General features: G+C 63.1%; 24 protein-coding genes. 20 read left to right on the top strand and 4 right to left on the bottom strand.

What is annotated here, in order from left to right:
* Window positions 1-119 precede the first annotated feature (119 nt).
* Together R4P65_RS18185 and R4P65_RS18180 are read left to right on the top strand one after the other, a co-directional pair.
* Complete coding sequence (locus tag R4P65_RS18185) at window positions 120-749, top strand: carbonic anhydrase (protein WP_124568919.1); 630 nt, start codon at window positions 120-122, stop codon at window positions 747-749.
* 97 nt (window positions 750-846) lie between these two features.
* A complete protein-coding gene (locus R4P65_RS18180) occupies window positions 847-1,587 on the top strand; it encodes a DUF4232 domain-containing protein (RefSeq protein WP_317827578.1) in 741 nt (246 codons plus the stop codon).
* 21 nt (window positions 1,588-1,608) lie between these two features.
* Here R4P65_RS18180 and disA read toward each other — a convergent pair whose 3' ends face one another.
* Both disA and R4P65_RS18170 read right to left on the bottom strand, forming a co-directional pair.
* Entirely contained in the window at window positions 1,609-2,694 is a 1,086-nt protein-coding gene (disA, locus tag R4P65_RS18175) for a DNA integrity scanning diadenylate cyclase DisA (protein ID WP_317827577.1), read from the bottom strand.
* Window positions 2,695-2,784: 90 nt separating this feature from the next.
* On the bottom strand, window positions 2,785-3,096 hold the full coding sequence (locus tag R4P65_RS18170; protein WP_317827576.1) for a helix-turn-helix transcriptional regulator: 312 nt from the start codon (window positions 3,094-3,096) through the stop codon (window positions 2,785-2,787).
* A gap of 124 nt (window positions 3,097-3,220) precedes the next feature.
* Here R4P65_RS18170 and R4P65_RS18165 point away from each other — a divergent pair, with 124 nt between their 5' ends.
* Window positions 3,221-3,424: a hypothetical protein gene (locus R4P65_RS18165; RefSeq protein ID WP_317827575.1), complete on the top strand. Its 204-nt coding sequence runs from the start codon at window positions 3,221-3,223 to the stop codon at window positions 3,422-3,424.
* Window positions 3,425-3,494: 70 nt separating this feature from the next.
* Complete coding sequence (locus tag R4P65_RS18160) at window positions 3,495-3,638, top strand: hypothetical protein (RefSeq protein WP_317827574.1); 144 nt, start codon at window positions 3,495-3,497, stop codon at window positions 3,636-3,638.
* Here R4P65_RS18160 and R4P65_RS18155 read toward each other — a convergent pair.
* On the bottom strand, window positions 3,604-3,873 hold the full coding sequence (locus R4P65_RS18155; protein ID WP_317827573.1) for a hypothetical protein: 270 nt from the start codon (window positions 3,871-3,873) through the stop codon (window positions 3,604-3,606). The genes R4P65_RS18160 and R4P65_RS18155 overlap by 35 nt on opposite strands.
* A gap of 102 nt (window positions 3,874-3,975) precedes the next feature.
* On the opposite strand from R4P65_RS18155, the gene R4P65_RS18150 reads away from it, so the two are divergent.
* The gene (locus R4P65_RS18150) at window positions 3,976-4,401 is read left to right on the top strand and encodes a hypothetical protein (protein ID WP_317827572.1); all 426 of its coding nucleotides are present in this window, start codon (window positions 3,976-3,978) and stop codon (window positions 4,399-4,401) included.
* Between the two features lie 155 nt (window positions 4,402-4,556).
* Here R4P65_RS18150 and R4P65_RS18145 read toward each other — a convergent pair whose 3' ends face one another.
* Window positions 4,557-4,721: a hypothetical protein gene (locus R4P65_RS18145; protein WP_317827571.1), complete on the bottom strand. Its 165-nt coding sequence runs from the start codon at window positions 4,719-4,721 to the stop codon at window positions 4,557-4,559.
* 81 nt (window positions 4,722-4,802) lie between these two features.
* On the opposite strand from R4P65_RS18145, the gene R4P65_RS18140 reads away from it, so the two are divergent.
* From R4P65_RS18140 to R4P65_RS18070, 15 genes are all read left to right on the top strand, one after another.
* The gene (locus R4P65_RS18140; protein WP_317827570.1) at window positions 4,803-5,024 is read left to right on the top strand and encodes a hypothetical protein; all 222 of its coding nucleotides are present in this window, start codon (window positions 4,803-4,805) and stop codon (window positions 5,022-5,024) included.
* Between the two features lie 128 nt (window positions 5,025-5,152).
* A complete protein-coding gene (locus R4P65_RS18135) occupies window positions 5,153-5,371 on the top strand; it encodes a hypothetical protein (RefSeq protein ID WP_317827569.1) in 219 nt (72 codons plus the stop codon).
* A complete protein-coding gene (locus tag R4P65_RS18130) occupies window positions 5,368-5,808 on the top strand; it encodes a hypothetical protein (RefSeq protein WP_317827568.1) in 441 nt (146 codons plus the stop codon). The genes R4P65_RS18135 and R4P65_RS18130 overlap by 4 nt, the downstream gene beginning before the upstream one ends.
* Window positions 5,805-6,605, top strand: a complete 801-nt coding sequence (locus R4P65_RS18125) for a DUF6551 family protein (RefSeq protein WP_317827567.1) — start codon at window positions 5,805-5,807, stop codon at window positions 6,603-6,605. The genes R4P65_RS18130 and R4P65_RS18125 overlap by 4 nt, the downstream gene beginning before the upstream one ends.
* Entirely contained in the window at window positions 6,602-6,814 is a 213-nt protein-coding gene (locus tag R4P65_RS18120; protein ID WP_317827566.1) for a hypothetical protein, read from the top strand. Before R4P65_RS18125 ends, R4P65_RS18120 begins: the two co-directional genes overlap by 4 nt.
* Window positions 6,814-7,203 carry a hypothetical protein gene (locus tag R4P65_RS18115; protein WP_317827565.1) on the top strand — a complete coding sequence of 130 codons (390 nt, stop codon included), beginning with the start codon at window positions 6,814-6,816 and terminating at the stop codon, window positions 7,201-7,203. Before R4P65_RS18120 ends, R4P65_RS18115 begins: the two co-directional genes overlap by 1 nt.
* Window positions 7,203-7,535, top strand: coding sequence for a hypothetical protein (locus tag R4P65_RS18110; RefSeq protein WP_317827564.1), 333 nt, complete (start codon window positions 7,203-7,205; stop codon window positions 7,533-7,535). Before R4P65_RS18115 ends, R4P65_RS18110 begins: the two co-directional genes overlap by 1 nt.
* Window positions 7,532-8,932 carry a ParB/RepB/Spo0J family partition protein gene (locus tag R4P65_RS18105; RefSeq protein ID WP_317827563.1) on the top strand — a complete coding sequence of 467 codons (1,401 nt, stop codon included), beginning with the start codon at window positions 7,532-7,534 and terminating at the stop codon, window positions 8,930-8,932. Before R4P65_RS18110 ends, R4P65_RS18105 begins: the two co-directional genes overlap by 4 nt.
* A gap of 161 nt (window positions 8,933-9,093) precedes the next feature.
* Complete coding sequence (locus tag R4P65_RS18100) at window positions 9,094-10,008, top strand: hypothetical protein (protein ID WP_317827562.1); 915 nt, start codon at window positions 9,094-9,096, stop codon at window positions 10,006-10,008.
* Window positions 10,005-10,205, top strand: a complete 201-nt coding sequence (locus R4P65_RS18095) for a hypothetical protein (RefSeq protein ID WP_317827561.1) — start codon at window positions 10,005-10,007, stop codon at window positions 10,203-10,205. Before R4P65_RS18100 ends, R4P65_RS18095 begins: the two co-directional genes overlap by 4 nt.
* Window positions 10,202-10,339: a hypothetical protein gene (locus R4P65_RS18090; RefSeq protein WP_317827560.1), complete on the top strand. Its 138-nt coding sequence runs from the start codon at window positions 10,202-10,204 to the stop codon at window positions 10,337-10,339. The genes R4P65_RS18095 and R4P65_RS18090 overlap by 4 nt, the downstream gene beginning before the upstream one ends.
* Window positions 10,336-10,656 (top strand): hypothetical protein, encoded by a 321-nt coding sequence (locus tag R4P65_RS18085; RefSeq protein ID WP_317827559.1) that lies wholly within the window; start codon window positions 10,336-10,338, stop codon window positions 10,654-10,656. Before R4P65_RS18090 ends, R4P65_RS18085 begins: the two co-directional genes overlap by 4 nt.
* Before the next feature lies 1 nt (window position 10,657).
* The gene (locus R4P65_RS18080) at window positions 10,658-11,176 is read left to right on the top strand and encodes a hypothetical protein (protein ID WP_317827558.1); all 519 of its coding nucleotides are present in this window, start codon (window positions 10,658-10,660) and stop codon (window positions 11,174-11,176) included.
* Window positions 11,173-12,024 carry a hypothetical protein gene (locus tag R4P65_RS18075; RefSeq protein ID WP_317827557.1) on the top strand — a complete coding sequence of 284 codons (852 nt, stop codon included), beginning with the start codon at window positions 11,173-11,175 and terminating at the stop codon, window positions 12,022-12,024. Before R4P65_RS18080 ends, R4P65_RS18075 begins: the two co-directional genes overlap by 4 nt.
* Window positions 12,021-12,296: a hypothetical protein gene (locus R4P65_RS18070; RefSeq protein ID WP_317827556.1), complete on the top strand. Its 276-nt coding sequence runs from the start codon at window positions 12,021-12,023 to the stop codon at window positions 12,294-12,296. Before R4P65_RS18075 ends, R4P65_RS18070 begins: the two co-directional genes overlap by 4 nt.
* Window positions 12,297-12,304: the final 8 nt, after the last annotated feature.

Genomic DNA, 12,304 nt, shown 5'->3' with positions numbered 1-12,304 from the left:
AAGTAAGTTCCAATTCGGCTGCTTCATCACAAGGTGTGAATGTCGACGCGGAACTTTCGTTTGCGTCTACGCAACCTTCCCGGCGAGAGTCCGAAATGCAGCGGGTGCACAATGAGTGAATGCCACGATCAAGCCCCATTTCCGCTTGGAAGTCTCTTCGCGAAGGCAACGAGCGATTTGTCAACGACGCATCCATCCATCCCAGCCAGGGAATCGCCGACCGCGCGAAACTCGTCGACGGGCAGCACCCCACAGCGGTGCTGTTCGGTTGCGGTGATTCGCGCGTAGCCGCCGAGATCATCTTCGACCAGGGCCTCGGCGACATGTTCGTCGTGCGTACGGCCGGTCATGTACTCGACGATTCGGTTCTCGGTTCGATCGAGTACGCCGTTCACGTGCTCAACGTGCCGCTCATCGTCGTCCTCGGTCACGACGGTTGCGGTGCCGTGAAGGCAACGCTCGACGCCCTGGACAAGGGTGCGGTTCCCGACGGCTTCATTCGCAGCGTGGTCGAGCGTGTTGCTCCGTCCATCCTGATGGGCCGCAACGAAGGCTTGTCCACCGTCGACGAACTCGAAGGTCGTCACGTCGTGGAGACCGGCTCGTTGATCATGCAGAGGTCCCGGATCATCGCCGACAAGGTGGACAAGGGTGCGTGCGCGATCGTCGGCGTCACGTACACATTGTCCGACGGTCACATGCGTGTTCAGGGCGCTGTCGGCGACATCGGCGAGAGCGTCGAGGGTTAGATCTTCCGGGGCAGTGATCCCTGGTGCCGGACAATGGGTACCGACACGCCGTCTCAGCTGACGGTTAGTCGACCCTGAGCCAACTACCGTTGAGTCCGTGTTGGAACCGAATGGACCACTGCCCCCTGAGATCTACTGGCGTCGCCGGGCGCTGGCCATTGGTGCCGCCGTTATTGCGCTGGCGTTGATCATCTGGGCGGCGTCCGCCCTCTTCGGCGGTGGAAGTGATACCCCGGAGGCCGATTCGGCCGCTGCGAGTTCCTCGCTGACAACAGACGTCTCCTTCACCCCCAACCCCTCCGGATCCAACGCACCGGACGGTGGCGGTGGCTCGGGTGGCGGTGCTGCCGGAGGTTCGGGCGGCTCGGGCACGCAGGCTTCGGGATCTTCGTCGTCGTCGTCTTCGTCGACCACCGGGGCCCCGGTCCCGGCCGGTCAGTGCGCCGACTCTTCGCTGGCGGTCAAGGCAACCGCAGACAAGGCGACCTTTGCTCCCGGCGAAGAGCCGTCGTTCACGATCGTCATCACCAATATCGGGTCGGCACCCTGTGATCGAGATCTGGCGGGCGGCCTTCAGCAGGTGCTCGTCTACAGCATCGACGGCAAGACCCGTCTGTGGTCCAACGTCGACTGCTACCCACAGCCCGCTGCCGACGTGCGCAATCTCGCTCCGGGTGAGCAAGCCGCGTTCAAAGTCGCCTGGTCGGCCACGACGTCGAACCCCGAGTGCGCGACCGCGCAGAATCCCGAGCGCAATCCGGTGGGCGCAGGCGCGTACACGGTTGTCGGTCAGCTCGGCGCATTGCGAAGCTCCCCGGAGCCGTTCAACATCGCGTGAGAGCGAGCCTGACCGGGCCCGCTAGTTGAACGATCCGGTGATCGACGTCTCCGCGAGCCGGGAAAGTCCCTCCCGTATGTGACGGGCCCACAGCCCGCCGATGCCCTCGACCGACTGCAGATCGGCAGCCGTAGCGGCCAGCAGCGACTGGAGAGTGCCGAAGGATCCGACCAACCGGTGGATCTGATGGAACTGCAATCGAGGTACACGCATCAGTACGCGGTATCCGCGAGGGGTCATCGGAGTGTCGAGTGCTTCGATCGTGCCCGGATAACCGAGAACCCGCGCAAGAGTCGTGAGATCGAGGAGGTCGGCGTCGGTGACGCGATCGAGTGCGACGAGGACGGTGTCCATCGCCGAGGTGCCGATGGGTTCGGGGCCGGCAAGGTAGTCCCGAACGATCAGTTGACGTGCAATGTCGTTGTCGCCGACCAGTTCCTCGAGCTGCAATGCAAGCTGGCGACCGTCGGTGCCGAGCTCGAGAACGTCCTGCTCGATCTCGATCGACACACGGCGAACCATTTCGAGCCGCTGCACGACTGTCAACGCGTCGCGCAGGGTCACGAAATCCTCGATCTCGACGACCGACAGTTGCCGTGTCACTTCGTCGAGTCGCGCTTTGTATCGTTCGAGCGTGGCGACGGCCTGGTTGGCACGCGAAAGTATGGTGGCCGATCCGTCGATGACATGCCGGATACCGCCGACGTACACACTGACGATCGACATCGACTGGCTGACCGAGACCACGGGATAGCCGGTTTGAATCGCCGTGCGCTCGGCGGCGCGGTGCCTGGTACCGGATTCGACGGTGGGAATCTTGTGATCGGGAACGAGTTGGACATTGGCACGCACGATGCGTGTGCCGTCGGTCGAGAGGACGACCGCGCCGTCCATCTTCGAGAGTTCACGCAAGCGAGTCGGGGCGAACTCCACGTCGAGATTGAATCCGCCGTCACACAGCGCTTCCATCTCCTCGTCGTATCCGAGGACGATCAGCGCGCCGGTACGACCGCGAAGTATGCGTTCGAGCCCGTCTCGCAACGCGGTACCCGGCGCCAACCTGGCGATGGTCTCTCGCAATGCCGACGACGACTGTGTGTCCGCCATCGCACTGATCATTGAGAAACTCCCTGCTGAGGTCGATGTCACTTCGGTCGGGTCCGATGCCTGCGCCGGACTGATCCCCGTTTAGATTACCTATCCATGAGGAGGTCTCTGATCCGCTCCGGATTCCCCTCCATCGGGGCCGCGGTTGGTCGGGCCTTCACCGAGCGACCCGCCCCACATCAGCCAGTCGCGATCCACGCCGAGCGCTAGGGCGATCTTCTTCACCTTCACGTCGAGGTGACGGCCAGCTTTACCGTCCTCGATCGTCTGGATCTGATGCGCCGGGATGTCGACGAGATCACCGAACTCTTTCTGGGTGAGGCCCAGGTCTGCACGCACCAAACGAAACCGGTTGGCGAGCGAATCGGACGGCCTCCATGAGTGGTTCGTTGCAGCAGTCATGGCGCTGAGTATGCCATCAAGTCAAACCAAGTTGCAAACCTTTTGGCGATGCCACCAGGGAAAGCGCGTTACAGCGATGTAATTGCATGTTGCCAATTCAAAGTTTGTGTGGCAAGTTTTCGGCATGGCCACAGCAACTCAGCGTCTGATCGAGGCGCATCTCAAAGGAAAGTCGTTGCGGGCTTTGGTTGTCTCGTCCAGAAAGTCCGGAAGTAGTTGGCAGTCGATCGCTGACGACATCCGTGAACGGACGGGCGTCATCGTGAGCCGCGAGTCCGTCCGTGGCTGGTACCCCGAGATCTCAGCTGGCAACGAAATCACTGCCTGACCCCACGAAAATGCCCGCCCGGTGTCCTACCACCGGACGGGCGGTGACTACCCCGAAAGGAGCAGTGCTGATGAACGCAAACGGTGAGCGTCAGATCTCACGAACCGAAGCCGGCAACTACGTGTCCGACGACGGCGACAGTGTTGTCAGGGAGTGGGACGCCGAAACCTGCGACCTCGTCAGCTCGGATCGAAATCCCAATACACATGCTTGACACCGGGATCGGTTGCGGTCACCCGAATTCCGCCGCCCTTGATGATCACGTCGAAGTGGGCGCCCGCATCGACAGGGGAATCCAGCGTGTGAGCGTCGATCTTCGCCCCGACAACACGCGCGAGCGCTCCCGGATTCGGCGCGATCGCCACCATCACGAGGCGAGACCCATACGAGTTGGTGATCCGGTACTTGTCCGGTGCATCTTCCAGTTTTTCAGCGGTCCACGAAGTCATGGGTGACGAGCCTACGTCTTCGCCCAAGCCCGACCCACGAAAATGCCCGCCCGGTGTCCTACCACCGGACGGGCGGTGACCTACCCACGAAAGGAAAGAGTCATGCCGGAGTCTACGACAGAACCACTCACCGGACCGCCGAAATTCTTCCGGCCCGACCAGCTCACCCCCACCGGCGACAGCACCCGCAAGCCCAACCCAGGACTCAACGCTCGCCGCCGACTCCACAAAGACTTGATGCACGCACTCGATCGAGTGGTCCGCCACGTGAACCGTCTCGGTCTCGAGGATGAGGAGAAGATGCTCGTCGAGTGGGCCATCACTTACCACACCCTCGATCAGCGTCTCGCGGCAGCGACAGTCAAGTTCGAGCAGCAGCTCGACCTCGAAGTCCCTGTCCCGCGCACGGTATTCCGGGGTGGCGTCATCCCCGCGAGCGCCGCAACGTCGACCGCCGCCAGGGAAATGCTGGAACGCATCAACAGGCCAGACTGGAATCCGTCCGCGGTGCGCGGGGCAGAACGATGATGCTTCGATTACGCGCGGCCTGGGACGAAGCCGGCAGACTCGCGAATCATCGCCGTGGAACCAACCCAATGACCCGCGACGAGTGGAAGTCCGCCGAGATTCGGCAGGGCGAGATTCTCGCCCACGTTGAAGCGCTCGGCGAACTCGGCCCCGATCTACTCGTTGCGATGAAGCTGCAACGCGAGTTCTTCGACGGACTTCGCAAGGTGCTGAACGGCGAGGGACAAGTTTCGGACACCCTCGTCCTTGGCGAGAGCGTAGCCCTGCATGGCGTGGTGCTGAGCCTTCTTCGCGTCCTCGCTGGCGGTATAGAAACCCACGGTAATTCTCCTTCTGTTCGTGATGCTGGCGCTCACAGCGTAGGAGAGGGCGAGGTCACGGGGGTTGAAACAGCAGCCCCCGTGACTGACGCCACTGACGCTTTCGCCGGTCCGGGATTGTTCCGGCACGACGGCATGCAAGCACACACCGCAGAGCACACCGCAGCCGACGACGCCGCGACTCGGCAGGCCATGACTCGGCAGATCGGCGACTACCTCGCAGAGCTTCATCGCCAGGGCGAGTCATGGCACCAGATGGCCAGGCTCATCCTGCATGTCTTCGAACTTCGGCAGAAACCCTGATCTCCGGTGGTGGTGGCCTTCCCCCTTGAGCCGCCATCGGCTGCCACCACCATCGGCACCACCCCCCTCACTTCTCCGGACCGCCGCTCAGGTGGTTCGCCACCTTCCCCCCTTTCTTAAGGACAACCATGTGGATTTCAACTGACCAGCATCCGGATCTGGTGTGGTTCGACGCTTCTGAGTCGGAGCCGATCGACACCGATCCGGGGTGGAAGCGGTACCTCGACGCGACAACGACGACGATCGCGGACAGGGTTCTGTTCGCGGCGAGGTTCTCCGGTGCTGTCGTCTCGACGTGGATTATCCTGCGCGGCTTGAGCGTCCTGGACCAGGCCGGTGTCCTGTGACGTGGCTGGCGGTCAACGACAAGTTCTCAGACGCGCCGCTGGAGCAGCAGATCGCCGAGACGAATCATGTTGTCGAGCAGCTCGCCCGAACTCACGTGTCGAGCGAGTTCGCCGAGATTCAGAAGTTCAATCGCGATGGTGAGCCGATCACCCTCGAAGAGTGGGCCGGACTGCTAAGCGATCGTGACTACTCCACTGTGGGAAACGATTACGCCACCATCGACGGCGGACGAGTACTCGTGACCACGTTGTGGATCGGGCACCGTTGGGCGGGCGGCGATCTCTTCACCACCCGACTGCTCCCGATGCGCGGCTGCAATGATGAGCACGGGCAGCAGCGCCCGGTGTGGGCGCAGTCGTACCCGACGCTCGCGGCCGCTGCCGGCGGGCACGCGGAGATCCTCGACGGACTCCGTGCGGGGCGGTGGCCAGCATGACCGAGCCGTCGAATCCGTACATCGCGGCTGTGCCCGCCCGGTTGATGTTCGTCGACGAGACGTACCAGCGGCCGTGCCAGAAGCTGCGAGCGAAGGATATGTCTCGCGATTGGAACCCGGCTCTCGCCGGTGTGCTCGACGTCTCCGATCGCGGCGAGGATGTGATGCCTCGCTACGCCATCGTCAACGGTCAGCATCGTTGGGCAGCAGCATCGTTGGTCGACCCCGAGATGCACCTCGTCGTGAACGTGCACCGCGGGCTGACCGTGGCGGGTGAGGCGAAACTGTTCGACGACATCGATCGCAAGACGAAGAGCCTCACGAACTGGGATCGGTGGAAAGCGCGCCGCGCCGCAGGTGACCCGACGCTCGCGAAGATCGACGAGATCGCCGCACGCCACAACCTGGTGATCGATCCGAATGCGAAGACCGGAAACCTGCGATGCATCACCGCACTCGAAGTGATCTTCGACAAGGACGGCGACGGGCACCTTCTCTCGGACACCCTCTCGTTGATCGTCGATACATGGGGCGTGCACATCGACTCTCTCGAAGGCTCGATCGTGCACGGCGTCGCGATCGTCATCGACACCTATCAGGTATCGCCGATCTTCAACTCCGGCCGCTTGGGCGATGCGATGGAGGAAGTCACTCCGCGACAGTCGAAGTCACAGGCGCAGTCCCTCCGGGAGTTCGAGAAGGGAACGCTCGCTGTGCTCGTTGCGAAGGTCCTCGTTCGGCTCTACAACAAGACCGCCCGCCCCGGGCAGAAGCTCGACGAGCAGGTGCTCCGATGAACACGGACCCGCACGGCCAGCCGATCCGGATCGATCTCGCCGATCCGCGGCCGTCGATCATCCAGCCGCCGATCACTCACGCCGTGTACGTCGAGTGCGTCGTCTGTGCGAGACGGAGTGAGTCACTGCCGGTTTCGTTGAAGACCGGAGTCTGCACCCGATGTGAGCCCGTCGCTCGCGCCGCCTACGTCAAGAAGGAAAGCCACTGATGGATAACGCCGAACCGATCACAGCGCCAACGCTTCTCGCTGACGCCGACCACGCTCTCGACGAGGATGACAAGCGAGCCCTGTCTCTCGCTCTCGGATACAACGTCGCAGTGCTGAGCCTCCCGCCGCTGCAAATCCACTCCGGCCACAGCACGATCCAAGCCCACGGTTACGGCGAAGTTCGCACACTGCCGGCAGGGCCGCGGATCGTGTGGCAGTCGGAGAGTGAACTCGCCTCGATCACCGCCAACGAGAGCGGTGAGATCACGGTTCACGTTGTGCCGTACCTGGATACGAAGACAGCACTCGATCTCGCTGGCGCACTCGCTGCGGTCGTCGCTCGTATCGCTGGCGGCGACCTCCCGAATCCTCCGGGCAGGGAGGACTGATGGCGTCGACGTGCAACAAGAAGGGCTGCGACGCGAAGATCACGTTCGCCCGCTCGACAGCGACCGGTCGATCGATGCCACTGGATCTGTACCCGGACCCGAGGCAAGGCACTATCCGCAAGCACTTCATCACCGAGCACGGTGAGGAAGTCGTCTACGGCGAAGTGCTCCGCGGCACTGCACTGCACACCGCCCTCGCGAACGCAGAGCAGCTCTACGTGATGCACGCCGACACCTGCCTGGCGAACCGCCCACTCAATCCGATGCCCGCGCATCTGCGTTCCGCTTTCTCCCGCCCATCCACTCGACCGTCGAGGAGACGATTCCGATGACCACCAACACATCTGACACCGACACCGCAGCACCTCGTTTCGAGCTGCTCACCATGACCGCTGTGAAGCCGCACGCGAAGAACGTTCGCCGCAGCGTCGGTGGGCTCGTCGAGCTGACGGACTCGATCAAAGCGCAGGGCGTTCTGCAGCCGCTCGTCGTCGCCCCCGCGAAGAAGGCCGGCACCTACACGCTGATCGCGGGGCACCGCCGCGCCGCAGCCGCCAAACGCGCCGGCCTCAAGACGGTGCCATGCGTGGTCCGCGCCGATCTCGACACCGACGCCAAGCAGATCGAGGCGATGCTGGTGGAAAACCTTCAGCATCTCGCGCTCGATCCGATCGAAGAGGGCGATGCGTATCAATCCCTGTTGGATCTGAACATTCCGTACAAGGAGATCGCCGAAACCACCGGCCGCGCACAGAAAACCATCCGTGACCGGGTGAAGGTGGCGTCCGCGTCGGACTCGATCCGCAACAAGGTCATCGACAAGCAGCTCTCACTCGAGGACGCCATCGCGCTCGAGGGATTCGCCGACGACAAGGAAGCGTACGAGCGGATCGCGAACTACATCGGTACCAATAACTTTGAGTGGGCACTCAAGCAGGCGAAAATCGAACGCGCATTCCAGAAGGAAGCAGCGAAGATCCGCGCCCAGCTGCTCGCCGAAGGCATCTCCGAGTACGACAAGGACGAGTGCCAGCGCATCGTCGACGAAGCAGCCGCCAACGGGAACGCTCTCAAGTGGGTCGGTCCGACCGATGACCGCCCCGCGGACGCCAAGCCCGACGATCTCGCGTTCTACTTCTGGGCGCACGGATCTGCATCGGCGATCTCGCGGATGCGGTGGATGCGTCTCGTCCCCGCAGACACCCCCGGCGGCAAGGTCACAAACCTCGCAGACGAGCGCACCAGCCGCGACGCCGAAGCGGACCGTATCGCCCGCGCCAAGTTGGAGGCAGACCTCGCCATCGCGCACACCGTCCGCCGTGAACACCTCAGTAAGGCAGTCACAGCGGGCGAGAAGGATCTCGCGCACTCCTGCCTCACGCAGATGATCGCCGTCCGGTTCGACGAGGATCCGGACGACGTCGACCTCGTTGCCGCGCTCCTGGCCGTCAAGCCGCCGGTGTGGGGCGGCGACGAAGACGACGACGACCGCCTCGCGAAAGTCCGCGAACGCGTCGAGCAGGCGATCGGACGCCTAACGATCAATCAGCTCGCGATCCTGCTCCGCGTCGTCGAACGCGACTTCGCTGACCTCAGCCTCAAACGAGCCAGCGGCTGGACATGGCCGGACTCGATCGACTGGTGCAACGAGCTGTCCGAGAAGTTCGGCTACGAGTGGTCCGACGTCGAGGCCACCCTCGTCGACGCCGTCCAGTCTCAGAACGACTGACCGATGTCGAGCGCCACCGTCGCAGATGACTGGTGGCACGGCCTCCCGCCCGACCGCCGGATCCAGATCTGGCAGTGGGTCGCTGGCAAGGAAGCCGCGCCGCATCAGGAAGTCGAAGGACAGTTCGCACTCCCGCTCCACCCTCACCGAAGGTGACACCAATGGTCTCAACAACTTATGCACCCCGCCCCGACACGTACGGCCCGCGAATCAAGCACGTGCCGCTGCACTCGCACAGCGAAGGTGAGAATGCCATCGCTCTCGCGGCTGCATCCGGTCTCGACCTCGACCAGTGGCAGCGAGATACCCTCACCGCCGCGATGGGCACAGTCCTCGACAACTGGGCAGCGCCCCGCGTCGGGATTCTGTGCCCAGACCAAAACGACCGTGAGCACATCACGCTCGCCCGCGAACTGTACGAGCTCCTGCTGTTCTCGAACCGCCGGATCGTGCACACCGCAGCAGAATTCAAACTCGCACGGGACGCTCAGAGGCAGCTGGCCGACATTCTCATGGGGTCGAACTTTCTTCGCGGGACCGTCGAGCGGGTCTACACCGGGAACGGCGAGCAGCGCATCGAGATGAAGAACGGCGGCGTCATCCACTACGTTGCTCGAACGTCACGGGCGGCCCGCGGACACGCCGCCGATGTTCTCGTCTTCGATCATGCAGAGTTCCTGCCCGAGGACGCCTATGCCGGCGCCCTCCCGATACTTATGCACAGCGGCAATTCACAGCTGTGGATGCTCGGAAATGCTGTCGACAAACAGGTTCACAAGCATGGCCACGTCTTCACCAAGACCCGCCGTACAGCCCTGACGGGACGTGACCCCGGGCTGTGCTGGATCGAGTACTCCGCCGACGACACCCGTCATCCCTTCAACGATCCGGACCGTTCACGACGAGGCCAACTCGTCATCGATCAGAACGACCCCGAGCAGTGGGCGCGCGCGAACCCTGGGCGTATCCTCATGGACCGCCTCCGCGCCGAGCAGCAGGCTGCACCGGAGCGGCAATTCCTCACACGGAGACTCGGAATCGGTTTCTGGCCAGAAGAATTCGAGGCAGCAGAGTGAACATCGAGAAGCTGATCTGCGAGAAGGAAACCCGCGAAGCCCTCGCCGGAACCTACACCCCAGCCGGCATCGAACTCTGGATGACCGTCGCCAACCCACGCACCTACAACTTCACCCCACTCGAAGCCATCCGTGAAGGCTTCGGAGCGAAGGTCCTCGACCTCGCCAAGCGCCTCGCCGCCGGGAGAAGTCAATGACCAGAACACAACTCGCCGCACTCTTCACCGCATGCTCGCTCGCTGCGATCGGCACCAGCTTCGCTGTGTTCATCGCCATCGACGGACTGATCGGCCCCCTCGAAAAACTCGCCGCACGAAGGAGCGCACGGTGACCGTGAAGACGTTTCGCAAAAAGCCGGTCGACGTCGAGGCTGTGAAGTTCACCGGATGGTCGAGCGCTATCGAGATCCAAACATGGTTGCCTGGCACGCTGTTCGTCCCACGTGGCTATGAGCATCATCTGCGCTACAAGCGCGAGTACGACCGAAGCAACGGGAATGTGTACCCCGAGACCGCACCCTCGTTCCTGGTGATCGCCTCTGCGGACGGCCCTGCCCGGGTCGACGAAGGTGACTGGATCATCAAAGACGGAGAGACGGTCAGTTTCTGTAACACAAGTACTTTCACGCAGACATACGAGGCGGTGTGACATGGCACTCGGACCAGAGAACGCGCGAGCACGGCACGAGGCCTTGCGTCGCAAAGGCCTAGGCAGCCTTCCTCGCTGCACGCACTATCTGGACGATGCGCGCTGCACCCGAGTGGTGCACGACGGGCATCACGAGGTGACAGACGGCGATTCTGTGATCACCTGGCCCGCACGCGTGCCAGAGCGCACGTACCGCGTGACTGCCGAGGAGTACTTGTCCGTCCCTGTCGAAAGCCAGGTCACCCCAGACTCCGTGAGTGAGATCCCGTACGACGAGATGCGCGCCCTGCTAGGGCTTCCCGACGTCAGCGACTACATCCTGCGACGCGATCTCACCCGCGCGTTTCGCAACATGCGGACGGCGTTCGGAGACTTCGCCGAAGTACTCGTCGAAGCCGGGCAGCAGTTCGCACGCAACCTCGAATCGTTCACCGACGCTCTCGCAGGGTCACAGCCGAAGCCGACCCCACCGATGTGGGCGATCGACCCGGCCCACTCGCGCCGGAGGAACATGCGATGACCGACACAACGAGATCGCTACTCGACCGCATCGATGCGCTCGTCGACGAACAGCTCGACGGCGGCGAACCGGAAACCGGCTACGACTTCGACGATCCGGACTTCCCCGGATGCCCGCACTGCAACCGTGACTGGCATGGTCTGGCGATCACCATGCGGATCGAACGGATGCGCCAGTACGGCAAATTCGATGTGAATTACAAGCACGCCGAAGACGATTCACCGGTGCTGTGCCCGGGCTCGGATTTCATCGGGCCGTGGGCCACACCAAATCAGATCGAGGCGATGCGACAGTACCGGTATCTCGGGGTAACCCCTACGACGCCGCCGTGGATTAGATATCGGACCAGCCGTGACGTCGAGTCCACGGAGGAGACTTCACCAGCTGCGCACACTTCTCGTGATCAAATCTCGCACGAATCACCTGATCTCTTGCGACACCTCATTGCTGCGCGCAGCGGGGGCTGGGAGGCTCTGGTGCGCGAGATTCTGAGAAGGAATATCGAGGCGCTCTACCCGGAAGGTATGTGGTCGTCCCCGCCGCCGCCGGATGATTGGCGTGATCCGGAGTGGTGGTCCGGGGTGCCGCCGATTCGTGTGTCGTGGGGCGATCCGGCGCCGGTGACGCATGAGTCTCGGCTCAACGTCGTCGGGTTCTGCGGCGCACGCCCGAATCTGGAGATCATCGACGAGACGCACATACGCGTCAGCCTTCCGGGAGGCGTTGTGCTCGCAGAAGTTCCGGAGGCGCCGAGTACTCCGCAGGAGCGGGCGTTGCCGCGTCCGAGTTGCACGCCGCCGATGTGGGCGGTCGACATCAACCGTTCTCGTCGTAGGAGGAATCAGTGAGCGCTGCAAGCAAGTTCGTGTCGGTGCCGTTCGAGGTGACGGCTCTTCAGTTCTCCTCGACGGTGGCCGTGCGACCGATCGAGCAGTGGGTCGGCGTTCCGATCGTTCGCCGGCATCGGCACTCCGGTGTGTTCACGACGTTGGAGTCGATCGGCCTCGAGGTCGATGGTCAGTCGATGACCCTGTGCCAGGGTGACTGGTTGGTGCGCGGCCCCAACGGCTGGTACGTGCTCGAAGCCGAGTCGTTCGCCGCTCGGTACAGGCCCGCGTGATGGCTGGC

Origin of the sequence: Rhodococcus sp. IEGM 1318, from assembly GCF_033142465.1 — a bacterium.
GTDB lineage: Bacteria > Actinomycetota > Actinomycetes > Mycobacteriales > Mycobacteriaceae > Rhodococcus_F > Rhodococcus_F qingshengii_B.
The sequence above is the reverse complement of the archived record's forward strand: the minus strand, read 5'-3'. Positions and strand labels throughout refer to the sequence as shown.